This is a genomic window from Amycolatopsis sp. cmx-11-12 (assembly GCF_046269425.1).
In the GTDB taxonomy this organism is placed as follows: Bacteria; Actinomycetota; Actinomycetes; order Mycobacteriales; family Pseudonocardiaceae; genus Amycolatopsis.
The window spans coordinates 1-22,590 of sequence record NZ_JADNQM010000043.1 but is presented as its reverse complement, the minus strand read 5'-3'; the positions used below and the strand labels follow the sequence as shown (position 1 = coordinate 22,590).

Sequence of the window (22,590 nt, the reverse complement as noted above, 5' to 3'; positions counted from 1 at the left end):
CTGGGGCCGATCGCGGCCGCCTCCGGACGGGTGCCTGCGGTACGGTGATGATCGTAGTGCCTAGGGTTCCGTCGCCTGCCCGTTCAGCGAAACACACAATCAGGGCAAGCGGGACAGGTCCGAGCGGCACCATCGGCGGGGCTGGAAGCGCCACCGTTCATCTGACGGGACAAAAGCCTGGAGGACCGGTGTTTTCCGTGTGCGCGGAAAACGTGAAAGGTCCGTAGTGAACGCCACCGCATTGTCCCTCGTCATCATCGCCGCCGTCATCCACGCGGGCTGGAACCTGGCAGCCAAGCGGCTCCGCCGAGGCGGAGCCCGGTTCGTCTGGGCGTATTCCTGCCTCTCCGCGGTCCTCCTCTTCCCTGTCATGGCGGTCTCGCTGGCCGTGGAGCCGCAACGTCCACAGTGGACGTGGCTGCTTGCCGCCACGGTCACCGCGATGTTGCATGTCATTTACGGAGTCGTCCTCCAGCGGGGTTACGCCGTCGGCGATCTGTCCGTCGTGTATCCCCTCGCCCGCGGTACCGGGCCACTGATCTCGGTGCTCGCCGCCGTCGTGCTGCTCGGTGAGCGGCCGGGGCCCCTCAGTCTGGCGGGCGCGTTCCTCGTGATCGCCGGGGTGCTGGTCATCGGTACCGGGCGAGCACCTGCCCACGCCGACGCAGCGGATCGCGTCGCTCGCCGCAAGGGTGTGGCGTACGGGCTGCTGACCGGGCTCACGATCGCCGCCTACACGCTGTGGGACGCGCATTCGGTCACCGGTCTCGGCGTCCCGCCGATCGTCTACCTGGGAACGAGCGCGATCGTGCAGATCCTGCTCATGGCGCCGTACGCGCTGAAGGACCGCGAAGAGGTCTCGTGGCTCTGGCGTGAGCACAAGCGCGAAGTCCTCATCGTCGGTTTGCTCTCGCCTGTCGCCTACCTGCTGGTCCTCTATGCACTCCAGATCGCCCCGGTGAGCCTCGTCGCACCCGCTCGGGAGCTGAGCATCGTCTTGGGTGGCCTGGCCGCCTGGCTGGTCCTGGGGGAGTCGAACGCCGTCCGCAGACTGGTCGGGTCGGCGGTGGTGCTGGCCGGCATCACCGCGATTGCGATGGCCTGAACCCATCCGGTAGGGATTGAGCCATGGACGTGCTGAGCAGCAGGGTGCTGATCCACCCGAAGGACCTCGACGTGTCGACGGCGTTCTATCGGGACACCCTGGGCCTGGCGATCGACAAGGAGTTCCCCGGCGGGACGGTGTTCTTCGCCGGGAACGGGTCGATCGAGATCGTCGGTACCGGGGAGAGCGGCCCGACCCCCGACGTCGCCTTGTGGCTCCAGGTCCGGGACCTGCCCGCGGCGCTCGAGGAACTCGCGGCGAAGGGGTTGGAACCGGTTCGCGGAGCGCGGCGTGAACCCTGGGGCCTGGACGAAGCGTGGATCGCGGATCCGGACGGCGCCAGGATCGTGCTGGTCGAGGTGCCGCGTGAGCATCCGTTGCGTACCGACCCGCGCTAGGCAGCGGGTTTGACCGCGCGCAGCTGAGCGGCGAGGGCGGCGCCGAAGCCCGGCGGCTCCCAGGTCCAGGTCTGCAAGTCGGTGAAGCCGGCGGCGGCCGCTTCGTCGGCCAGTTCGTGCCGGGACACCGGAAGCCACTTCTCGTGCGCGGACAGCAGCAGCCTGCCGCCCGGCCGCAGTACGCGGAACAGCTCGGCGAACCCGGCCGCCCGGTCCTCCCACAGTTGCACGTTGTTGACGGTCAGGACGACGTCGACGCCTTCGTCCGGCTCGCCCGTGGCGTCCGCGGTGCCACGCCGCAGCTCGACCTTGTCGCCACACCGGCGGCGGGAGCGGGCGAGCATCTCGGGGGACGGGTCGACGCCGATCACGCGGCCCGCGTGTCCGGCCGCGGCTTCCAGGCCGACACCCGGGCCGGGGCCCACGACCAGTGCGGTTTCGCCGGACTCGATCGACGCCAGTTCGACGACGCGAAGTTCGGTGGCAGCGTTGCCGTGCGCCATCGCCAGGCCACCGAACCGGCCGAGCAGTCCCCTGGGATGGCCGAACGTCTTCTCGAGCATTTGGGTCAGTGAATTACTCATACTTCGAGGGCACCACAGCGAGACAGAGGCCGCATCGGGGATGACCCCCACTCGCACCCGGAGCGGCATGGGACCATAGAGGTGGCACACCCCGACCTTCGCGAGGAAACCCGTTGACGACTTTCGCCGACACGACCTTCACGCCCCCGGAGCTCATCCGGAACTTCTGCATCATCGCGCACATCGACCACGGCAAGTCGACCCTGGCCGACCGCATGCTGCAGCTCACCGGCGTGGTCGAGGAACGGGCCATGCGAGCTCAGTATCTCGACCGGATGGACATCGAGCGGGAACGCGGGATCACCATCAAGGCGCAGAACGTGCGTCTGCCCTGGAAGGTCGACGGCCAGGACCACGTCCTGCACATGATCGACACCCCCGGCCACGTCGACTTCACCTACGAGGTCTCCCGCGCGCTCGAAGCGTGTGAAGGGGCGGTCCTGCTGGTCGACGCCGCACAGGGGATCGAGGCGCAGACACTCGCGAACCTGTACCTCGCGCTGGAGAACAACCTCCAGATCATCCCGGTGCTCAACAAGATCGACCTGCCGTCCGCCGACCCGGACAAGTACGCCGCCGAGATCGCGCACATCATCGGCTGTGAGCCGTCGGACGTGCTGCGGGTGTCCGCGAAGACCGGCGTCGGGGTCGGGGAACTCCTCGACGCGGTCGTGAAGCAGGTGCCCGCCCCGCAAGGCGACGCGGACGCTCCGGCACGGGCGATGATCTTCGACTCGGTGTACGACACCTACCGGGGCGTCGTGACCTACATCAGGGTCGTCGACGGCAAGATCACCCCACGCGAGCGCATCAAGATGATGTCCACCGGCGCCACCCACGAACTCCTCGAGGTCGGGATCATCTCGCCCGAGCCCAAGGTCAGCAAGGGGCTCGGGGTCGGCGAGGTCGGCTACCTGATCACCGGGGTGAAGGACGTCCGCCAGTCCAAGGTCGGTGACACCGTGACCTCCGAGCGCAACGGCGCGAAGGAGGCCCTCGCGGGCTACCGCGAGCCGAAGCCGATGGTCTACTCCGGCCTGTATCCGGTGGACGGTTCGGACTACCCCGAACTGCGTGAGGCGCTGGACAAGCTCCAGCTCAACGACGCCGCGCTGGACTACGAGCCGGAGACGTCCGTCGCGCTCGGCTTCGGGTTCCGCTGCGGTTTCCTCGGCCTGCTGCACCTGGAGATCACACGAGACCGGCTGGAGCGCGAGTTCGGCCTCGACCTGATCTCCACCGCTCCGAACGTGGTCTACGACGTCGTGCTCGACGACGGCAAGGAAATCCACGTGACCAACCCGTCGGACTGGCCGACCGGGAACAAGATCGACAAGGTGCTCGAGCCGGTCAGCAAGGTGAGCATCCTGGCGCCGTCCGAGTTCATCGGCACGATCATGGAACTGTGCCAGAACAAGCGCGGTTCCCTGCTCGGCATGGACTACCTGTCCGAGGACCGGGTCGAACTGCGGTACAACCTGCCGCTGGGTGAGATCATCTTCGACTTCTTCGACACGCTGAAGTCGCGTACGCGTGGCTACGCGTCGCTGGACTACGAAGAGGCGGGCTCGCAGGCGGCGGACCTGGTCAAGGTGGACATCCTGCTTCAGGGCGAGGGCGTCGACGCGTTCTCCGCGATCGTGCACAAAGACGATGCCTACAACTACGGCAACCGCATGGTGAACCGGCTTCGTGAGCTGATCCCGCGGCAGAACTTCGAGGTGCCGATCCAGGCCGCCATCGGGGCCCGCATCATCGCCCGCGAGACCATTCGCGCGATCCGCAAGGACGTGCTCGCGAAGTGCTACGGCGGTGACATCTCGCGTAAGCGCAAGCTGCTGGAAAAGCAGAAGGAAGGCAAGAAGCGAATGAAGACCGTCGGCCGGGTCGAGGTCCCGCAGGAGGCCTTCGTCGCCGCACTGTCCACTGAGGACAGCGGCAAGAAGAAGTAGGCAGTACTCGCGAAAAGGCCGCCCGAAGCGTTACCGGGCGGCCTTTCCGTGTCAGCGATTCCCGCTGACACGGTTCGCGGAGATAAAGACGGCGACGCGGCGTTCGGCGGCCATCACACGGTCGTACTCGTCCCAGTCGTCATGGGTCCCGGTCGCCGCGGCGAACACGTCACGCAGCAGCTTGGGGAGTCCGGCGGGGTCGAAGTCCGGGTCCGGGTCGTCCGGGCCGATGAGGCGGACGCCGCCCTGGACCGCCGCCCATTCCCAGCCCCGGCGGAAGGTGATCGTCGCGTGGCCCGCCCGGCGGAACAGGTCCAGCTTCTTCGCTCCGCCCACCGCGACGAAACCGATTCCCGGTGCCTTCGTGACCGGGTCTTCGATCACCCCGGCGTTCACCACCGACGAGTGCACGGTGCCGTCCGCGCGAACCGTCGCAACGGTCGCGAGTCCGTTTTCACGTAAGGAAAGGGTGCGGACGAGTTCGAGATCAGCTGCCATGGACCCACCGTAGCCCGCTCGGCCCGGGGAAGGGGCCGAGCGAGCGTACGTGAGATCTCAGCAGGTGCCGCTGTCGCGCCAGACGCCCCATTGGCCGGTGGTTCCGGGTTCCTCGCCTCGCGTCCACCATTGGGCCGCCCACTTGTGCCCGTTGTGGGAGACGGTCGCTCCGCCGGTGTAGGTGGACGCCCGGTCCCAAGCGGGGAGTGAACAGGTGCCGGGGTTGGTGGATCCGGTCTCCCAGGGGATCTGGCTCGACGCGTAGTAGCCGATGCCCTGCGCCTGCCAGCGCTGGGCCTGTGCGCCGAGGCGCACCCGGAAGACGTTCCAGTCGTGCGTCGACCACGGGGACCAGCCGAGTTCCGCGTGCGCTGGGAGCCTTGGGAAGGCCAGGTAGTCGATATTCGCCGGGGTCACCACGGTTTCGGTCCACAGCGGGGATTCGACGCCGCGGACGGCCGATTCCGGCACCCCGGAGAGGTAGGCGCCCGGGTTCCAGTTGTAGGCGTCCTGCACCTCGATGTAGCCCGCCCACGAGAGCCCGATCGGCGTACTGGAGTTGTACTTCATGTCCAGGTACGCCTTGTTCGCCGGCGACAGGATCACCTTGCTACCGCGGGCGACGGCGTTCGAGACCTCCGTGCTGGACGTCGTCGTGCCCCAGAACTGCGGGGTCGCCGTGGCGGGCAGGGTGGCCTTGCCGATCTCGTGCCAGCCGACGACCTGCTTACCGTTGGCGGCCACCATCGGCAGCACGCGGTTCATGAAGGTGCGGTAGTCCGCGTCGCTGGTGGCCTGGGCCTCGTCACCACCGAGGTGGAAGTACGGCCCCGGCGTCAGCGCGGCGACCTCCCGGATGACGTCGGCGACGAAGGTGTACGTGATTTCCTTCGAGATGCACAGTGAGCTGTAGCCGACCGCGGTGTCGGTGCGCAGCGGGGGAGCGGTGTTATTGCAGTTCAGCTCGGCGTACGACGCCAGAGCGGCGTTGGTGTGCCCGGGTATGTCGATCTCCGGGATGACCGTGATGAATCGCGAAGCCGCGTAGTTCACGATCTCGGTGTACTGCGCCTTGGTGTAGTAGCCGCCGGCGCCGCCGCCGACCTGGGTGCTGCCGCCGTAGGTGGTCAGGCGTGGCCAGCTGTCGATCTGGATCCGCCAGCCCTGGTCGTCGGCCAGGTGCAGGTGCAGGTTGTTGATCTTGTACTGCGCCAGCTGGTCGATGTACCGCTTGACGCTCGCGACCGGATGGAAGTGCCGCGCGACGTCGAGCATCGCGCCGCGATAACCGAACCGCGGGTAGTCCAGGATGTCGGCGCCCGGGATCGTCCAGGGGCCCTGCTGCACGGTGGAGCTCTCGATCTTGCCGGGCAGCAGCTGTCGCAGTGTCTGGACGCCGCCGAAGAGGCCTTGCGCCGTCGTCGCGCGCAGGATCACCGAAGCGGACCTCGAGCTCAGCTGGTAGCCCTGGTCGCCGACCCGGGCGTCGGCGCCGGACAGCAGGAGTGAGATGCCGTCAGCGGGTGTACCCGACGGCGCGTCCGAAACGGGCAGGGCGAAGCCGGTGGACTTGCGCAGCACTTCGGCGAGGTAGTCGCCGACCGCCTTGGCGGGCGTCGAACCGGCCTGGGTGTAGATCTTGGTGCTCGCGGTCAAGGAGTGGTCCGAGCCGGTGACGGCTTGGGCCGAGACCGGTACGGGCACGACCGCCTGTAGTGGCGGGGTGGCCGCGTTGGCGACAGGGGCGGCTGCGGTGGTGACGCCGGCGAGCAGCGCCACCCCGACGAAGGCGCGGCCCAGCCGCGTTCTCAAGGTCTTCACCGGGGCCTCCAGGGGGTGGGGAGACGTGACCCACGTCACGCATGGACCGATCGTCGCATTTTCGACGTTAAAGGTCTAGACCACCAGGGAGGAACCTTGGAGTGACTCGAAGGTCACATTCCGTGTCGCCGCGAGGGGGCTATCGTCGGAATCGTGTTCGAAGACCTGCGTTTCCCGGTGATAGCGGCTCCGATGGCGGGCGGGCCGACCACTCCCGAGCTGGTGGCCGCGGTGACCGCGGCGGGCGGCTTCGGCTTCCTGGCAGGCGGCTATCTGAGCGCCGACGCCCTCGCGGACCGGATAGCGAAGACGGCCGGGCTGACCAGTGAAGCTTTCGGTGTGAACCTGTTCGTCCCCGGTGGCGCCGCGTCGGCGGATCTCGGTGAGCACATCGAACGCTGGCGCACGGAGGCCGCACGTTACGGCGTCGAGCCCGGTGAGCCTCGGTGGGACGACGACGCGTACGCCGCGAAACTCGAGGTCGTCCTGGAGCGGAAGGTGCAGGTGGTGTCCTTCACCTTCGGCACGCCTTCACCCGAGGACGTCGAACGCCTGCACGCCAACGGGAGCAAGGTGGCTGTCACCGTCACCAGTCCAGCGGAGGCCGATCAGGCTGTCGCAGTCGGCGCGGACGCCCTTGTGCTCCAGGGATTCGAAGCCGGAGCACATCGAGGGCTCTTCGCGGACGAGCCCGGAGCAGAAGGCGGGGGAGCGCAGTACGGCGTGCTCAGCCTGCTTCGGCTGGTCTCGGCGCGGACGGACTTGCCGCTCGTCGCGACCGGTGGGCTCGTGCACGGCGCCGACATCGCCGCGGTGCTGGCGGCCGGTGCTGTCGCGGCCCAGTTGGGTACCGCGTTCCTGCGGGCGGACGAGGCCGGAACGCAGCCCGCGCACCGGGAGGCGCTGGCGGACGGCGGCAGGCCGACCGCGTTCACTCGAGCTTTCAGCGGACGTCCCGCGCGCTCGCTGGTCAACCGTGCGGTCGCGGACTTCTCGCCCACGGCGCCGTCGGCGTATCCGGAGGTCAACAACCTGACCAAGCCGATCCGCGCGGCCGCGGGAAAGGCGGGAGACCTCGAAGTGATGTCTCTCTACGCGGGACAGACCTACGAACTCGCGGGCTCCGGCCCGGCGGCGTCGATCGTCGAACGCCTCCAGACTGAAGCCCGCGAAGCCGCTACGCGTTTGAGTCGTCTCCGCTGACCTGCTTCGCGTCGCCGTTGTTCGCGTTCATCGCGGAGTGACGGCGGCTGTAGGCGAAGTAGATGATCAGGCCGAGGCCGAACCAGGCCGCGAACCGCAGCCAGGTTTCCGGGTTCAGGAACGTGATCAGCCAGATCGAGAAGACGATGCCGATGATCGGCACGACCGGCATGCCCGGGGTCTTGAACGTCCGCGGCAGGTCCGGCTGCTTGTAGCGCAGCACGATCACCGCGATGCACACGACGACGAACGCGAGCAGGATGCCGATGTTCGTCAGTTCCGCGGCCTCACCGATGGGTAGCAGTCCGGCGATGATCGCCGACGCGATGCCGAGCACCCAGGTCATCCGGCTCGGCACTTTGCGCACCGGGTGGGTCTTGCCGAACCACTTGGGCAGCAGTCCGTCGCGGCTCATCGAGTAGCCGACCCGGCTCGCGCCCATGAGGAAGGTGAACAGCACCGTGGTGATACCGATGATCGCGCCGACCGCGATGATCAGGCCGAGCCACTTCATCCCGAGCCCGGCGAAGGCGCTGGAGAAGGCGGCTTCGCTGTCGATGTCCTTGAAGTTGACCATCCCGGTCAGGACCAGGCAGGCCAGCACGTAAAGCACCATCGAGATGGCGAGCGAGTAGATGATCGCCTTCGGCATGTGCTTCTGGGAGTCGGTCGACTCCTCGGCCGCGGTGGACATCGCGTCATAGCCGAACACCGCGAAGAACACCGTCGCCGCGCCGGTGAACGCACCACTGAGGCCGAACGGGAAGAAGTTCGAGTAGTTGTCGGTGTTGATGTGGAAGACACCGACGACGATCACCAGCAGGACCAGGCCGACCTTCAGGTAGACCAGCAGCGTCTCGAACCGGGCCGCGTTCTTCATGCCCTGGTTGAGGATGAAGGCGATCAGCAGGCACAGCAGCACGGCGAACAGGTTGATCTTGTAGGACCCCGGTTCGAGACCGGCTTTTTCGGTGCCTGGCGCGCCCAGCATCCACGTCGGGAGGTCGATGTTGAGGTAACCGAGTAGCTCGTTGAAGTAGCCGGAGATGCCGATCGCGACCACCGCCACGATCGCGGTGTACTCCAGCAGCAGGTCCCAGCCGATGAACCAGCCGACGATCTCGCCCAGCACGGTGTACCCGTAGGTGTAGGCGGATCCGGCGCGGGGGATCAGCCCGGCGAATTCGGCGTAGGAGAACGCGGCGGCCGCACTGGCGATACCCGCGATGAGGAACGAGATGAGCACGGCGGGGCCGGCCGTCTTGTTCGCGACCGCGCCGGCCAGGGAGAAGATCCCCGCGCCGATGATGCCGCCGACCCCGATCGCGGTCAGCTGGCGCAGGCCCAGCGTGCGCTGGAGCCCACCGCCGCCGTCACTGAGTTCTTGGATCTGCTCGATCGGTTTGCGGCGGAATACCCCGGATCCCGAGCCCAGGCTGCGCGGTGCGGACATCGTCGTCTCCCAACAAAGTCGTGCCTCTCGGACTGGGTCACAGTCCGAGAGGCACCGTAGCGGGAGTCGGGCCATCGCACCTATCCGGCGACGGTGTCCTCGCTCACTTCGGCCGCCACGCGAGAGGCGATCTTCGACGGCCTCGACGCGCTGGCGGAGAAGTAGGTCAGCAGCTCCGAGATCTCGACGGGGTCGTCCAGCTGCGGGCAGTGGCCCCAGTCCTCGCGCACCATCAGCCTGCTGTGCGGGACCAGCGCGTGCAGCTGCCGTCCGGAGGCGGCGCTGACCAGCTTGTCCTTGCCGCAGACGACCACCAGGAGCGGGATACGGACCTCTTCGAGCCGGTACGCGTTCGCCAGCTCTTCGACGAGTTGCCTCGCCTGCTCGAGCCTGGTGGTGGTGGAGCGGTAGTCGGGGAACAGGGACGTGAACCGTCGGACCTGGGTGGCGTCCGCGGCCGTGGCGTTGGCGTACAGCAGTCGGGGCACGACCTGCTCGGCGACGGCGCGGACGACGAAACCGGGGATCGGCAGCGGCAGCGCCGAGTACATCCGCAGCGGCAGCGGATAGCGCGCCACGGTCCGGATCAGCCAGCTGTCCACGAAACCGGGAGCGGCGATCGACACCACGCCCGCGACCGGCAGCCGGTGGTTCTCCGCGGCGCGCAGGCTCATCGTGCCGCCGAGCGAGTTACCCGCGAGCACCACCGTGCCGAGAACGGCCTGCTCCTTGATCACGGCGGCGGTGAACGCGTCCAGCTGCGGCAGCATCGGGCCCGGCCGCAGTGGCTGTGCGTCACCGAAACCCGGTAGATCGACCGCGACCGCCGGGATCCCGGCGGTCGCGAGCAGTTCCAGAACCGGGCGCCAGGTGTCGGCGCTGTCGCAGTAGCCGTGGAGCAGCACCAGCCTCGGTGCCGTCGGCTTGGTGTGCCCGCGCGCGGCCGACCGCTTGCCGAGCACCCGGCGAGGCGCGCGGTCGGTGGATTCCACCGGCTGCGGCCCGACTTCGAGCACTCTGGTGCGGACACCGGCATAGCGCCGGAAAGAGACTCGGATCGGGTCGGTTTCGGTGGTGGTCCGGCCCCCCGGGTCCGCCGGTTCGGGCCGCTGCGATGCGGTCATGAATCCAGGTTAACCGCGAGAGGTCGGATTTTGGTCGAACTTTGGTCGTGAAAAGCTCGCTGAGTCATAACGTTCTTGACACTTGACAAGAGCGCAAAATGACTGTTTGACCTGCGTGGACCGCGCGGACGTGCGCTCATGTGCGGGCTGGATCACGGCAAAGGGGGAGAAACCACCCCTCCGATCAATGCGTGAAGACCACCTTGCCTGATGTTTCCCCGTCGAGCATGTTCTTAAACCCGGTTTCCGCTTCCGGGAACGGCAATTCCGCGCCGATCTGCGGTCGAACCCCGGTGAGCTCCAGATAAGCGAGGAGATCGGTCAATTCGTCCCTGGTCCCCATCGTCGAACCCGCGATACGCAGTTGCAGAAAGAACACGCGCTGCAACTCCGCGTGCGCGTCCGGGCCGCTGGTCGAGCCCGAAACGACGATGATCCCGCCCGGTTTGAGCGACTTCACCGAGTGGGACCAGGTCGCCTTCCCGACGGTCTCGAAGACCGCGTCGACCCGTTCCGGCAGCCGCGCGCCGGACTCAAAGGTCTGATGTGCGCCCAGATTCTCGGCCAGCGCACGCTTTTCTTCGCTACGCCCTGTCACCCAAACCCGGAATCCGGCCGCACGCCCGAGCTGCACGAGGGCGGTCGAGACGCCGCCGGAGGCACCCTGGACGAGCATCGTCTGCCCGGGTCGCAGCCCGGACTTCACGAACAACATCCGGTAGGCGGTCAGCCAGGCCGTGCCCATGGTCGAGGCTTCCGCGAAGGTCAGGCCCGCCGGCTTCGGCACGACGTTGCGCGCCGGGACGACGACCTGCTCGGCGAAGCTGCCCTGGTGTTTCTCGGTCAGCAGGCTGCGCTTCGGGTCGAGGGTGTCGTCGCCCTGCCAGCCGGGGGCGTTGATCACGGAGTGGAGGACGACCTCGGTGCCGTCGTCGAGTGTGCCCGCTCCGTCGCAGCCCAGGATCATCGGGAACTGCTCGGGTTTGATGCCGACGCCGCGCAGCGTCCACAGGTCGTGCATGTTGAGGCTGGCGGCCTTGACGTGAACCCGTACCCAGCCTTCGGGCACGTCGGGCTCGGGTCGCTCGCCGATCACGAGCGAGTCCAGCGGCTTTTCGGCGTTGGGTTCGGAAGCGTAAACGGCGAACATGTCAGCAACCTACCTGGCCTGACCGGCGGTGGCAGCAGGCGCGCGCGTAGGCTCACACTGTGTTCAACGGGCTTGCTGACTGGTGGGACGGCGTCGAGCTGTGGCTCGCGCAGGCCCCGTTTCCCGTGCAGTTCGTGCTGGTCATGGCAGTCGTGGTGCCGCTGTGCCTGGTCGCGGCCTGGTTGCTCGACACGGTCTTCGGCAAGGTCGCCCGGCTCTTCGGCGCGGCCCGCGATGCGAACGACTCCGACCGGCCATCCTAAGCTGGCGAACCATGTTCAACCGTAGGCGGATCACCGCCGCCCTGATCGGGCTGATCGTGCTGGTGCTCGCCGGCTGGTTCGTCAAGGACGGCATCAGCGGTGATGACACCAAGAGCACTTCGGCTCCGGCGAGTTCGTCCAGCGCGGCCGGGAAGCCGGGCGACACCGGGGCGAGCCAGGGCAAGGTCGCGGGCGTGGAGTCCGGTCTCCCCGTCAAACCGCTCACGGGACTTCCCCCGCAGGCCTCCGACACCTGGAAGCTCATCAAGGCGGGCGGACCGTACCCGTATCCGCGCAACGACGACGTCACCTTCCAGAACCGGGAGAAGGTCCTGCCCGCCAAGGATTCCGGCTACTACCGGGAATACACGGTCAAGACGCCGGGCAGCCCGGATCGCGGGGCCAGGCGGCTGGTGACCGGCACCGGCAAGGAGCTGTACTACACCGAGGACCACTACAAGTCCTTCGTCGTAGTGGACGCCAGCCGATGAGCGCGGCGGAGAAGGGCGAGGCGGAAAAGGCCTTCGCGCGGGGCGCGCATCCGCATCCGATCGACGGCGGCAAGACGACCGACAAGGCTTCGACGCTGGACGCGATCGCGGAAGCGCTGTCCTTCCCCGACTACTTCGGGAAGAACCTCGACGCGCTCTACGACTGCCTCACCGATCTGTCCTGGTTGCCGCCGGGTGAGCACGTGCTGATCTGGTCCGATTCCTCGGTGCTCAAGGCCCGTGATCCGAAGGCGTACCTGGCTGTCCGCAGCGTGCTTTCCGACGCGCAGCGGGCGCTGGGGCCGACCGGTGACCGATCGGACTCCCGGCGCCTCACCGTCGTCCTGCCTGATTAGGCCTCCGGAACCCAGTTCGGCTTGCGTTTCTGGGCGAAGGCCGTGATGCCCTCCTGGCCCTCTTCGCTCGCGAAGAACCCGGCGGACAGCTTGTTCATGGCCTCGAAGCCTTCGCCCGGCGTGGCCGGGCGAGGCTTGCTGAGCAGTTCCTTCGTCGCCGCGAGCGCCTTCGGCCCGCCGAGGGCGAGCGCCTTGACGTAGCGGGCGACCTCGCCGTCGAGTTCGTCGGCGGTGACGGCCGAGTTCAGCAGGCCGATCTCGACGGCTCGCTTCGCGTCGAAGGTGTCGCCGGTCAGGAACAGCTCGTGCGCGGCACGGGCGTTGAGCCGCGGCAGCACGGTGAGCGAGATGACGGCGGGCACGACACCGATCCGCACCTCGGAGAAGGCGAAGGTCGCTTCGTGCACCGCGACGGCGATGTCGGTCGCGGCCACCATGCCGATACCGCCCGCCCGCGCGGGGCCTGCCAGCTTCGCCACCACCGGCTTGGGGCTGGTCCAGAGCTGCTCGAGGATCTTCGGGAACTCGTTGACGCCCTGGTTGCCCGCCCCGGCACCGCGGGCCTCTTTGAGATCCATCCCGGCGCAGAACACCGGGCCGGTGTGAGTGAGCACGATGACCCGTACCGCGTCGTCCGCCCGCGCCTTGTCCAGCGATTCGCTCAGTTCGCGCCGCAGCTGGGCGGAGAGCGCGTTGCGGTTGTGCGGGGAGTCCAAGGTGATCGTGGCGGTGCCGCCCACCACGTCGTAGTGCACCAGTTCGTCAGCCATGCCACACCTTCGCACAGCGTGGTCCGGCCGGGCAGTGGCCTGCGCCACCCCGCGAGAGGGTGGCGCAGGCGTGGTTCAGCCGATCGTCGTCGTGGTGAAGGTCGGGCTGGGGTTCGGGAAGCAGGACGTCGGCGCCGAGACCTCGAAGCCCGCGCTGACGACCGCCGTGAAGGTCAGGCCAGGGTCGCCATAGCTGCTGCCCGCCAACTTCGTCTCGATGGTGCCGGACGAGCCCGCGGTGAGGTGCGCGGTCACGGTCGGCAGTTCGAACGTCGAGCCGCCCGCGATCGGGCCGGGGAAGCTCAACGTCGCGACGTTGCCGGAGACGGTGATCTTCGGCGGGGTCGAGCCGATGCCGGAGCCGCCGGTGAGGTCGGCGCCCACCCAGGTGGAGTTGGCCGGGACCGGGATCTTCAACGCGAAGTCCTTGATGTGCTTGACCTGGTAGCCGCTGACCTCGGCCGGGACGGTGTTGGCCGCCGGGTCGATGACGATGTCGAGTGCGGCGCCCGGCGCGACGGTGGCCGGGGCGGTGACGTCGGCGTCCTGGTTCAGCTTGAGGTACTGGTTGCCGACGAGCGGGGGCTTCGCTTCGCAGTCGAAGACGACTGTGGTCGCGGCCGATGCGGGAGCGGCGAGACCGATGAGCGGGACGATCGCGGCCGAAACGCAGACGAGGGCACGGATGGCAGCCTTCATGTTCCACCTACCTGGGGGTTCGATGGGGAGAGAAACCGAGCTGCGCAGCGCTTAGAGAGTTACCGGCAAGTTAAGTAAGTCGTCAAGAAATGGCCGTTCCCATACGCGAGGCGTCACGGAACTGGGAACGAGACCCACCGAAGTTCGGTATCAAGCGCCCGAACGGGACAAAGCCGGTCAACTCAGGCGGCGAGCCGGGCGGCGGCGAGGTCGTAGCGCTCCAGGACGAGTCTGGCGACGCGTGGATCCGGGCCCAGCGGCCCGGCGACGATGATCGACGGGTCGGCTTCGCGGGCCAGCCGCGTGATCCGGTCCGGTAGCAGCCCCGGCGCGAGGAACCAGCCCGCGACCGCGAACCGCCGCGCGCCGTTGAGCCGCAACCGCTCGATGGCGGCGGGCACGTCCGGCTGGGCGGCGGTGGCGAAGGCTGGCGTCGCGAGCAATCCGCGCCGAAGGTGCCAGCGGGTGGTGATCCCGGCGACCGCGTCGTTCGCGGCGACATTCGATGAGCCGACGCCGGCGAGGAGGACGCCCAGCCCCGGATCGTCGAGGTCGGCGCCCGCCTCGGTGAGCCGGTCCAGCGCGACCGTCTCGATGACCGGGTCGATGCCCAGCACCCCGGAAACGCGCACGTCGAGGTCAGGGCAGTCTGCGGTCACCTCGGCGACGAGCGCGGGCAGGTCGACCCGGGCGTGGTAGGCCACACCGAGCAGTAGCGGCACGACGACGACCTCGCGATGCCCCTCGGCGTACAACTCGCGCAGGACGTCGGTCAGCAGCGGCTCCGAGAGGTCCAAAAAGGACTCCCGGATGTCGAGGCCCGGCGCCAGCCCGCGGGCGACGTCGAGCAGGGCCCGGATGGTCGCGGCGGACCTCGGGTCACGACTGCCGTGCGCGACGGCGACGAGCGCCCGCGTCATGCGAACCTTTCGCCGACGAGTCCGGCGGCGAGGGTGTCGCCATCCTTCGGGTCGATGACCAGGAACGCGCCCGTCCGCGGGCTCACGCCGTAGTCGTCCACGCCGATTGCTTCGGCCAGCCGCAGGGTGACCTGGCCGATGTCGTTGAGCTCCAACGACCCCGGTCCGTCCACACTGGACAACGTCTGCTCGTCGAAACGGGCGTGGAGTTCGCCGACGATGGCCTGCACCGTCCGCGCGCCGTGCTTCACCAGCACCCGGGCGCCCGGTTTGAGCGCCTTGGCCGAGAGCCAGCACAGCGTCGCTGCGATCTCGTCGGTCACCTCCGGCTGCCGGTCGACGGCGGCGATCAGATCCCCGCGCGAGATGTCGAGGTCGTCCGCCAGCAACAGGGTCACCGAGGTGCCCGACCCGGCTTCGGCGAGCGGTCCGTCGGCGGTGTCGATACCCTCCACCCGGCTGCGGAGGCCTTGCGGGAGCACGACGATCTCGTCACCCGGCCGGACGGTGCCCGCCGCGATCTGCCCGGCGTACCCGCGATAGTCGGGATGGTCGGCCGTCCGCGGCCGGATCACGTACTGCACCGGGAAGCGGAACGCCGAATCGTGCGGATCCGGCGCCACCGGCACGGTTTCCAGGTGCTCCAGCAGGGTCGGCCCGGAGTACCACGGGGTCTTGTCCGACTTCTCCGCGACGTTGTCGCCCTCCAGCGCCGAAACCGGCACCGCGAGCACGGAACCGCGTTCGTAGCCAAGGGAAGCGGCGTGCTCCGCGAACTCCTCGGCGATCACGGTGAACGTCGCTTCGTCGTAGTCGACGAGGTCGATCTTGTTCACCGCCAGCACCAGATGCGGCACGCCCAGCAGTGCGAGCACCGCGGCGTGGCGGCGGGTCTGCTCGATGACGCCCTTGCGCGCGTCGACCAGCAGCACGGCCAGTTGCGCGGTGGACGCCCCGGTCACCGTGTTCCGCGTGTACTGCACGTGGCCGGGAGTGTCCGCGAGCACGAAGCTGCGCTTCGGTGTCGCGAAATACCGGTACGCCACGTCGATCGTGATGCCCTGCTCGCGTTCCGAGCGCAGGCCGTCCACGAGCAGTGAGAGGTCCGGTGTGGACAGTCCTTTGTCGACACTGGCGCGGGTGACCGCGTCCAGCTGGTCGGCGAGGACGGACTTGGTGTCGTAGAGGAGCCGCCCGACCAGGGTCGACTTCCCGTCGTCCACACTGCCCGCGGTCGCGAGCCTCAACAGACTGGACATCAGAAGTACCCCTCACGCTTGCGGTCTTCCATCGCCGCCTCCGACATCCGGTCGTCGGCGCGGGTGGCGCCGCGTTCGGTGAGCCGGGAGGCCGAGACCTCGGCGATGACCTCGTCCACCGTGGCGGCGGTCGATTCGATGGCGCCCGTGCACGAACCGTCGCCGACGGTCCGGTAGCGCACGGTCAGTTCCTTCACGTCCTCGCCCGGCCGCGGCCCGCCCCACGGGCCCTCGGTGAGCCACATTCCGTCGCGCTGGTAGACCTCGCGCCGGTGCGCGTAGTAGATCGACGGCAGGTCGACCTTCTCCCGCGCGATGTAGTTCCAGACGTCCGCCTCGGTCCAGTTGGACAGCGGGAAGACGCGGACCTGCTCGCCGGGGCGGTGCCGCCCGTTGTAGAGGTTCCACAGTTCGGGGCGCTGCCGACGCGGTTCCCACTGGCCGAAAGCGTTGCGGAGACTGAAGATCCGCTCCTTGGCGCGGGCGCGTTCCTCGTCGCGGCGCCCGCCGCCGAAGACCGCGTCGAACTTGTTCTCGGAGATCGTGTCGAGCAGCGGCGTGGTCTGTAGCGGGTTGCGCATGCCGTCGGCGCGTTCTTCGAGCCTGCCGTCGTCGATCCAGTCCTGGACCTTCGCCACGTGCAGCCGCAGCCCGTGCTGCTCGACCACGCGGTCGCGGAAGTCGATGACCTCGTCGAGGTTGTGCCCGGTGTCCACGTGCAGCAACGGGAACGGCACCGGCGCCGGCCAGAACGCCTTGATCGCCAGGTGCAGCAGGAGCGTCGAGTCCTTGCCGCCGGAGAACAGGATCACCGGCCGGTCGAACTCGCCTGCCACCTCACGGAAGATGTGGATGGCCTCGGATTCCAGTGCCGCCAGGTGGTCCGTGGCAGCGTCAGCGGCCGGTTCGAGCGTGGTCATGTCGTCCCTTCTCACCCGTGCAAGCCGCACTCGGTCTTGCCCTGACCGGCCCACCGGCCGCTGCGCGGGTCCTGGCCCGGAGCGACCTTCGCGGTGCACGGCGCGCAGCCGATCGACAGATAACCGATGGACACCAACGGGTTCTCGAGGATCCCGTGTTCGTCGATGTAGTCCCTGAACTCGTCGTCGGACCACGGCGCGATCGGGTTGATCTTCACCAGTCCGTTGCGGTCGTCCCAGGTGACGATGGGGGTGTTCGCGCGGGTCGGCGCGTCGACGCGGCGGACGCCGGTCACCCACGCCGAGTACTTCGCCAGCGTGTTCCGAAGCGGTACGACCTTGCGCAACTCGCAGCACCGGTTCGGGTCGCGCTCGTGCAGTTTCGGGCCGTACTCCGCGTCCTGTTCGGCGACGCTCTGCGCGGCCTCGGCGTTGACGATCCGCACGCCGGGGTAGACCGCCTGCACCGCGTCGCGGGTGCCGATGGTCTCCGGGAAGTGGTAGCCGGTCTGCAGGAACAGCACGTCGACATCGGCTTTGACCTGGGTGGCCAGATCGATCAGGACGGCGTCCTGCATGTTCGACGCGACGATGAAGTCGTCGCCGAAGGTCTCCGCGGTCCAGCGGAGAGCCTCGGTCGCGGTCGCCTCCGCGAGCTCTTTCGAGGCGCGTTCGGCGAGTGTCTTGTAGTCGGCAGTGGCGGTCATCCTGGTGACACCTCCGGAAAGGACAGTCCGAGGAACTTCACGGTGAAGACCCGGCGGCAGCCCGAGCACAGCCAGGAGCCGCCCTCTTCCGGCCGGAGGTCTTCATCGCCACAGAATGGGCAGTGGTACGGGGTCGCTCGTTCGGTCACTGCAGGACGCCTTCTTCGGCCCGCGTGACCCACTGGGCGAACCGCTCGCCGGGTTCGCGGCCGGCGAGGTACGCCCGCACGACCCGTTCGACATACGCGGTCAGTTCCGACGCGGTCACCTTGTGGCCACGCAGTTTCCGGCCGAACCCGGCGTCCAGTCCGAGCCCGCCGCCGAGGTGCACCTGGAAGCCTTCGACCTGCTTGCCGTCCTCGTCGGTGACGATCTGGCCCTTGAGCCCGATGTCGGCGGTCTGGATCCGCGCGCAGGAGTTGGGGCAGCCGTTGAGATGCACGGTCACCGGGTTCTCGAACTCGGCCTGGATGTCGGCGAGACGCTTCTCCAGTTCGTCGACCAGCTGGATGGCGCGGGCCTTGGTCTCGACGATGGCGAGCTTGCAGTACTCCAGCCCGGTGCAGGCCATGATCCCGCGCCGCCACGGCGAGGGCTCGACTTGCAGGCCCAGGTCGGCCAGTTCGGTCTTCAGCCCGGCGACCTCGGCCTCGGGGACGTCGAGGACCACGAGCTTCTGTTGCGGTGTAAGCCTGACGCGGTTCGATCCGGCACGTTCGGCGGCCTTCGCGACCGCCAGCAGGGTGGCACCGGAGACGCGGCCCGCGATCGGCGCCGCGCCGACGTAGAACTTGCCGTCGGTCTGCGGGTGCACGCCGACGTGGTCGATCTGCGTGGCGGGCACTTCGGGCGCCGGGCCGTCGGTCAGCTTGCGCTTGAGGTACTCGTCTTCCAGGATCTGGCGGAACTTCGCGGCACCCCAGTCCTTCACCAGGAACTTGATCCTGGCGCGGGCACGCAGGCGCCGGTAGCCGTAGTCGCGGAAGACGCTGATCACGCCTTCCCAGACGTCGGGGACCTCTTCCAGGGGGACCCAGGCGCCCAGCCGCTGCCCGATCATCGGGTTGGTGGACAGGCCGCCGCCGACCCAGAGGTCGAAACCGGGCCCGTGCTCGGGATGGTTCACCCCGACGAAGGCGATGTCGTGGATCTCGTGGGCGACGTCCTGCTGGCCCGAGATCGCGGTCTTGAACTTGCGCGGCAGGTTCGAGTAGCGCGGGTCGCCGATGTAGCGGCGCTTGATCTCGTCGATCGCGGGCGTGCCGTCGATGATCTCGTCCGCGGCGATGCCGGCGACCGGGGACCCGAGGATGACGCGCGGGCTGTCGCCGCAGGCCTCCATCGTGGTCATCCCGGCGTTCTCCAGCTTGGCCCAGATCGTCGGGACGTCCTCGACCTGGATCCAGTGGTACTGGATGTTCTGCCGGTCGGTGATGTCGGCGGTGTCGCGCGCGTGGGTCTGCGAGATCTCGGCGAGCACGGCCAGCTGGTCGGTGGTCAGCGCGCCGCCGTCGAGCCGCACCCGCAGCATGAAGTAGCGGTCGTCCAGCTCTTCGGGCTCCAGTGTCGCGGTGCGGCCGCCGTCGATCCCCGGCTTGCGCTGGGTGTAGAGGCCGAACCAGCGGAACCGGCCGCGGAGGTCACCGGGGTCGATCGAGTCGAACCCGCGGTGGGCGTAGATGTTCTCGATCCGGGCCCGGACGTTGAGCGGGTCGTCGTCCTTCTTGGACCGCTCGTTGGGGTTCAGCGGTTCGCGATACCCCAACGCCCACTGTCCTTCGCCCCGTTTCTGTTTCACCCGGGGCGTGCGGGCAGGGGTCTCGCGCGTGGGCGACGACATGGGAGTCCTCCGGCAGATCGTGGTGGTGGCGGGGAGTCAGCGGTTCGTCGCACAGAGCGCGCTCGCCACGCGACGAAGATCCACGTGGCGGCGTGCCACGAGGGTGATTCCGGCGCGGGTCATTCGTTCAGCGTGCCACGCGCCCACTATGTGGTCTAGGCCGGTCCGAATGCTGGGAACAACGTCCGAATGCTGACGTTTTCGCTGGTCGAAGGCCTGCTTTGAAGGTCAAGTCCGAGTCTGCCGCCCGCCACTGTGACGCAGAACGCGCACGCCTCAAGAAGGGAGGACGCGGTCCACGATGACCCGGATGACGTCCTCGTCGGTGACGTCCGCGAGCACCTCCGGCAGAGTCAGTCGTTCGACGGTGAGCCCGGTCAGCGCGAGATACATCAGCAGTACCTCGGCCCGCCCGCCCGGCATCCCGGCCGCGACGTGCCAGTCGACGCTCATGTCGATTCCTTCGCGGATCGTCTTGGTCAGCTCGGTCGCCAGATCCGGTCGGCGGGTGGCTTCGAGCCGGAGTTCGAGCAGGGCGAGATAGGGCTCGCGGTGCCCGGTCAGCCGTCCCATGAGCTCGCCGAGCAGTACACCGACCCGGTCGTGGGACGGCGTCTCCGCCTGCGGGTTCGCCATCACCTCGGCCGGCGCCGACAGTCGTTCGTGCACGCGGACGCCGACCTCGCCGAGCAGCTGGTCCCGGTTCCGGAAGTAGTTGGACGTCGTTCCCGGCGGGACGTCCGCTTCGACGTCGACCGCGCGATAGGTGAGCCCGCGTGCGCCTTCACGGGCGAGAACGGTGATGGCGGCGTCGGTGAGGGCGGCCCGGCGCTCCGGATTCTGTCGCATCGGAACATTCTCCTTGCCTCGATCAAACCACTATGGTTATAGTACTACACATCAAGTGGTTCGACTGGGAGGAAACACCAGATGCAACTCAGCGGTTTCGGTGCCTGTGTGCTCGTCGACGACATCGCCGAGACCACCGCCTGGTGGAAGCGGCATATGCAGTTGACGGTGACGATCGAGCTGGATTGGTTCTCCAGCCTCAACGCCGGCGTGCCGGGGTATGAAATGAGCTTCGCGAAGCGCGGCCACAAGGCCACGCCGGAGCCTTGGCGGTCGCAGGAGGCAGCCGGCTCGATGGTCGGGTTCATGGTCGCCGACGCGGCGGCCGAATACGAGCGGCTGCGCGGGGAAGGGGTCAAGATCGTCACGGAGCTCGTGGACGAGGAATTCGGCCAGCGGCACTTCTACATCGAGGACCTCAACGGCTTCCTGGTCGACATCATCGAGGTGATCCCGCCGTCCCCGGAATGGTTGGCCGCGAACGGGTTGGCCTAGGACCGCTTCGGGTGAGTAAGGCCGCCGTCGCCGCGATGGTGCTGGCGTCCCTGCTGGTCCCGGGCACGGCTTCCGGGGCCGAGCAAGGGTGCGGGCTGGTTTCGCCCGAAGAAGGGGCGGTGCTGCACAAGGGCGGCTCGTACCGGTTCGAGGTGAACATGAGCCGTGACTTCCGGTCCGACGAGGACGGCGACTGGTCTCTGGATTACGTGGTCAACGACTACTCGATCTCCATGGAGACCCTCGTCTGGGTGCGGTTCGAGGACGGCACCCGCTCGACGTCGGTCAAGGTGCGCATCGTCGACCGGTGACGCGTTTTCGTGAAGGCCTCTTTCCCCGGGGAAGGAGGCCTTCACGGCGTGGGGGACACTAGGGTGTGCCCGCGTTGCTGCCCGAAACCACCGCGCCCGTCGAGTCCGCGCTCCCCGCGAGCGCGCTGGAAGGGCTCGGCACCCGGCCGTTCGGCGTCTACGTGCACGTCCCGTTCTGCGCGACCCGGTGCGGCTACTGCGACTTCAACACTTATACCGCCGGTGAGCTGGACAGAGATTCATCGCCGCAGTCCTGGCTCGACGGTCTCAAGCGCGAGTTCGATCTGGCCGCGCGCGTGCTCGGGAAGCCGCCCGCGGTCGACACCGTCTTCGTCGGCGGTGGCACTCCGTCCCTGCTCGGCGCGGACGGCCTTCGCAGCGTCCTCGACGCTGTCCGCGACACGTTCGGCCTAGCGCCGGATGCCGAGGTGACAACGGAATCCAATCCGGAGTCCACCTCGCCGGAGTTCTTCGCGGGAATCCGTGACGCCGGGTACAACCGGATCTCACTCGGGATGCAGTCGGCCGCGAAGCACGTCCTGAAGATCCTCGACCGCGTGCACACCGTGGGCCGTCCGGTCGCGGCCGCCGCAGAAGCGCGAGCCGCCGGGTTCGAGCACGTCAACCTCGACGTCATCTACGGCACGCCGGGGGAGCGGGTCGAAGACCTCCAAGGCTCGCTGGACGCAGTGCTCGCCGCCGGGGTCGACCACGTCTCGGCGTACGCGCTGATCGTCGAAGAGGGCACCGCGCTCGCCCGCCGCATCCGCCGCGGCGAACTGCCCGCGCCGGACGACGACGTACTCGCCACCGACTACGAGATGATCGACCGTGTCCTCGCTTCGGCGGGTCTGCGCTGGTACGAGGTGTCCAACTGGGCGACGTCGGAGGAAGCCCGCTGCCGGCACAACATCGGTTACTGGCGTGGCGGCGACTGGTGGGGCGCGGGGCCCGGCGCGCACAGCCACGTCGGCGGTGTCCGCTGGTGGAACGTCAAGCACCCGGCCCGGTACGCCGCCTCTCTCGCCGCCGGGGACTCGCCTGCCGCCGGTCGCGAACTGCTGACCGACGAAGACCGGCACCTGGAACGCGTGATGCTGGAACTCCGGCTGTCGGAAGGACTTCCGCTCGACGCCCTCGACGACGACGGGCGGGCCGAAGCCCGCGTCGCCGCCGCTGAGGGGCTGCTCGATCAGTCCGCTTTGGACGGTCAGGGGCGGGCGGTGCTGACCGATCGAGGGCGGTTGCTGGCGGACGGGTTGGTGCGGAGGCTCACCTGAGGCCCAGGGCTTGAAGCGCGTGAAGGCCCCCTTCCCCTTGGGTTCTAGTGGTGGTTGCAACACCTGACTTGTTCAGGGGTTGTGTTGTTCGAGATCCGTCAGACGCGGTTGCCTCAGGGGCCGCGGAAGCTGCTCGCCGAGC

General features: G+C 68.2%; 26 protein-coding genes. 10 read left to right on the top strand and 16 right to left on the bottom strand.

Going from position 1 to position 22,590, the window contains the following annotated elements:
- Positions 1-226: 226 nt before the first annotated feature.
- Both ACLARN_RS37755 and ACLARN_RS37750 read left to right on the top strand, forming a co-directional pair.
- Positions 227-1,105, top strand: coding sequence for an EamA family transporter (locus ACLARN_RS37755; protein ID WP_409496276.1), 879 nt, complete (start codon positions 227-229; stop codon positions 1,103-1,105).
- 23 nt (positions 1,106-1,128) lie between these two features.
- Positions 1,129-1,503, top strand: coding sequence for a VOC family protein (locus ACLARN_RS37750; protein WP_409496275.1), 375 nt, complete (start codon positions 1,129-1,131; stop codon positions 1,501-1,503).
- Here the strand turns inward: ACLARN_RS37750 and ACLARN_RS37745 are convergent.
- Positions 1,500-2,087, bottom strand: a complete 588-nt coding sequence (locus ACLARN_RS37745; RefSeq protein WP_409496274.1) for a class I SAM-dependent methyltransferase — start codon at positions 2,085-2,087, stop codon at positions 1,500-1,502. The genes ACLARN_RS37750 and ACLARN_RS37745 overlap by 4 nt on opposite strands.
- A 113-nt stretch (positions 2,088-2,200) precedes the next feature.
- On the opposite strand from ACLARN_RS37745, the gene lepA reads away from it, so the two are divergent.
- Positions 2,201-4,039 carry a translation elongation factor 4 gene (gene lepA, locus ACLARN_RS37740; RefSeq protein ID WP_409496273.1) on the top strand — a complete coding sequence of 613 codons (1,839 nt, stop codon included), beginning with the start codon at positions 2,201-2,203 and terminating at the stop codon, positions 4,037-4,039.
- 51 nt (positions 4,040-4,090) lie between these two features.
- Here the strand turns inward: lepA and ACLARN_RS37735 are convergent, their stop codons facing one another.
- Together ACLARN_RS37735 and ACLARN_RS37730 are read right to left on the bottom strand one after the other, a co-directional pair.
- Entirely contained in the window at positions 4,091-4,537 is a 447-nt protein-coding gene (locus ACLARN_RS37735; protein ID WP_409496272.1) for a pyridoxamine 5'-phosphate oxidase, read from the bottom strand.
- A gap of 57 nt (positions 4,538-4,594) precedes the next feature.
- Positions 4,595-6,358 carry a family 20 glycosylhydrolase gene (locus tag ACLARN_RS37730; protein WP_409496271.1) on the bottom strand — a complete coding sequence of 588 codons (1,764 nt, stop codon included), beginning with the start codon at positions 6,356-6,358 and terminating at the stop codon, positions 4,595-4,597.
- Positions 6,359-6,511: 153 nt separating this feature from the next.
- Between ACLARN_RS37730 and ACLARN_RS37725 the strand changes: the two genes are divergently transcribed.
- The gene (locus ACLARN_RS37725; RefSeq protein ID WP_409496270.1) at positions 6,512-7,561 is read left to right on the top strand and encodes a nitronate monooxygenase; all 1,050 of its coding nucleotides are present in this window, start codon (positions 6,512-6,514) and stop codon (positions 7,559-7,561) included.
- On the opposite strand, the gene ACLARN_RS37720 is transcribed toward ACLARN_RS37725, so the two are convergent.
- The 3 genes from ACLARN_RS37720 to ACLARN_RS37710 form a co-directional block, all read right to left on the bottom strand.
- Positions 7,536-9,014, bottom strand: a complete 1,479-nt coding sequence (locus ACLARN_RS37720) for an amino acid permease (protein WP_409496269.1) — start codon at positions 9,012-9,014, stop codon at positions 7,536-7,538. The two genes, ACLARN_RS37725 and ACLARN_RS37720, sit on opposite strands and share 26 nt — an antisense overlap.
- Positions 9,015-9,094: 80 nt before the next feature.
- Complete coding sequence (locus ACLARN_RS37715) at positions 9,095-10,138, bottom strand: alpha/beta fold hydrolase (RefSeq protein ID WP_409496268.1); 1,044 nt, start codon at positions 10,136-10,138, stop codon at positions 9,095-9,097.
- A 184-nt stretch (positions 10,139-10,322) separates the two neighbouring features.
- On the bottom strand, positions 10,323-11,288 hold the full coding sequence (locus ACLARN_RS37710; protein ID WP_409496267.1) for a zinc-binding dehydrogenase: 966 nt from the start codon (positions 11,286-11,288) through the stop codon (positions 10,323-10,325).
- 59 nt (positions 11,289-11,347) lie between these two features.
- Between ACLARN_RS37710 and ACLARN_RS37705 the strand changes: the two genes are divergently transcribed.
- Genes ACLARN_RS37705 through ACLARN_RS37695 form a run of 3 tightly spaced genes read left to right on the top strand, consistent with a single transcriptional unit; the run spans position 11,348 to position 12,398 of the window.
- Entirely contained in the window at positions 11,348-11,551 is a 204-nt protein-coding gene (locus tag ACLARN_RS37705) for a hypothetical protein (protein ID WP_409496266.1), read from the top strand.
- A gap of 11 nt (positions 11,552-11,562) precedes the next feature.
- A complete protein-coding gene (locus ACLARN_RS37700; protein ID WP_409496265.1) occupies positions 11,563-12,042 on the top strand; it encodes a ribonuclease domain-containing protein in 480 nt (159 codons plus the stop codon).
- Positions 12,039-12,398, top strand: coding sequence for a barstar family protein (locus ACLARN_RS37695; protein WP_409496264.1), 360 nt, complete (start codon positions 12,039-12,041; stop codon positions 12,396-12,398). The genes ACLARN_RS37700 and ACLARN_RS37695 overlap by 4 nt, the downstream gene beginning before the upstream one ends.
- Here the strand turns inward: ACLARN_RS37695 and ACLARN_RS37690 are convergent.
- The 10 genes from ACLARN_RS37690 to ACLARN_RS37645 form a co-directional block, all read right to left on the bottom strand.
- A complete protein-coding gene (locus ACLARN_RS37690; RefSeq protein WP_409496263.1) occupies positions 12,395-13,168 on the bottom strand; it encodes an enoyl-CoA hydratase-related protein in 774 nt (257 codons plus the stop codon). The genes ACLARN_RS37695 and ACLARN_RS37690 overlap by 4 nt on opposite strands.
- A gap of 75 nt (positions 13,169-13,243) precedes the next feature.
- Entirely contained in the window at positions 13,244-13,867 is a 624-nt protein-coding gene (locus ACLARN_RS37685) for a cyclase (protein WP_409496262.1), read from the bottom strand.
- A 182-nt stretch (positions 13,868-14,049) separates the two neighbouring features.
- A complete protein-coding gene (locus tag ACLARN_RS37680) occupies positions 14,050-14,787 on the bottom strand; it encodes a sirohydrochlorin chelatase (protein ID WP_409496261.1) in 738 nt (245 codons plus the stop codon).
- On the bottom strand, positions 14,784-16,046 hold the full coding sequence (locus ACLARN_RS37675) for a sulfate adenylyltransferase subunit 1 (RefSeq protein WP_409496260.1): 1,263 nt from the start codon (positions 16,044-16,046) through the stop codon (positions 14,784-14,786). Before ACLARN_RS37675 ends, ACLARN_RS37680 begins: the two co-directional genes overlap by 4 nt.
- The gene (cysD, locus tag ACLARN_RS37670; protein WP_409496259.1) at positions 16,046-16,966 is read right to left on the bottom strand and encodes a sulfate adenylyltransferase subunit CysD; all 921 of its coding nucleotides are present in this window, start codon (positions 16,964-16,966) and stop codon (positions 16,046-16,048) included. The genes ACLARN_RS37675 and cysD overlap by 1 nt, the downstream gene beginning before the upstream one ends.
- Before the next feature lie 11 nt (positions 16,967-16,977).
- A complete protein-coding gene (locus tag ACLARN_RS37665) occupies positions 16,978-17,673 on the bottom strand; it encodes a phosphoadenylyl-sulfate reductase (RefSeq protein ID WP_409496258.1) in 696 nt (231 codons plus the stop codon).
- A complete protein-coding gene (locus ACLARN_RS37660) occupies positions 17,670-17,822 on the bottom strand; it encodes an Insertion element protein (protein WP_276368387.1) in 153 nt (50 codons plus the stop codon). The genes ACLARN_RS37665 and ACLARN_RS37660 overlap by 4 nt, the downstream gene beginning before the upstream one ends.
- Entirely contained in the window at positions 17,819-19,513 is a 1,695-nt protein-coding gene (locus ACLARN_RS37655) for a nitrite/sulfite reductase (protein WP_409496257.1), read from the bottom strand. The genes ACLARN_RS37660 and ACLARN_RS37655 overlap by 4 nt, the downstream gene beginning before the upstream one ends.
- A gap of 36 nt (positions 19,514-19,549) precedes the next feature.
- Positions 19,550-19,636: a putative leader peptide gene (locus tag ACLARN_RS37650; RefSeq protein ID WP_360907593.1), complete on the bottom strand. Its 87-nt coding sequence runs from the start codon at positions 19,634-19,636 to the stop codon at positions 19,550-19,552.
- A gap of 153 nt (positions 19,637-19,789) precedes the next feature.
- Positions 19,790-20,362: a TetR/AcrR family transcriptional regulator gene (locus ACLARN_RS37645; RefSeq protein ID WP_409496256.1), complete on the bottom strand. Its 573-nt coding sequence runs from the start codon at positions 20,360-20,362 to the stop codon at positions 19,790-19,792.
- Positions 20,363-20,443: 81 nt separating this feature from the next.
- Between ACLARN_RS37645 and ACLARN_RS37640 the strand changes: the two genes are divergently transcribed.
- The 3 genes from ACLARN_RS37640 (at position 20,444) to hemW (ending at position 22,448) form a co-directional block, all read left to right on the top strand.
- The gene (locus tag ACLARN_RS37640; RefSeq protein ID WP_409496255.1) at positions 20,444-20,857 is read left to right on the top strand and encodes a VOC family protein; all 414 of its coding nucleotides are present in this window, start codon (positions 20,444-20,446) and stop codon (positions 20,855-20,857) included.
- 11 nt (positions 20,858-20,868) lie between these two features.
- Positions 20,869-21,168: a hypothetical protein gene (locus ACLARN_RS37635; protein ID WP_409496254.1), complete on the top strand. Its 300-nt coding sequence runs from the start codon at positions 20,869-20,871 to the stop codon at positions 21,166-21,168.
- A gap of 65 nt (positions 21,169-21,233) precedes the next feature.
- Complete coding sequence (gene hemW / locus ACLARN_RS37630) at positions 21,234-22,448, top strand: radical SAM family heme chaperone HemW (protein WP_409496253.1); 1,215 nt, start codon at positions 21,234-21,236, stop codon at positions 22,446-22,448.
- Positions 22,449-22,590: the final 142 nt, after the last annotated feature.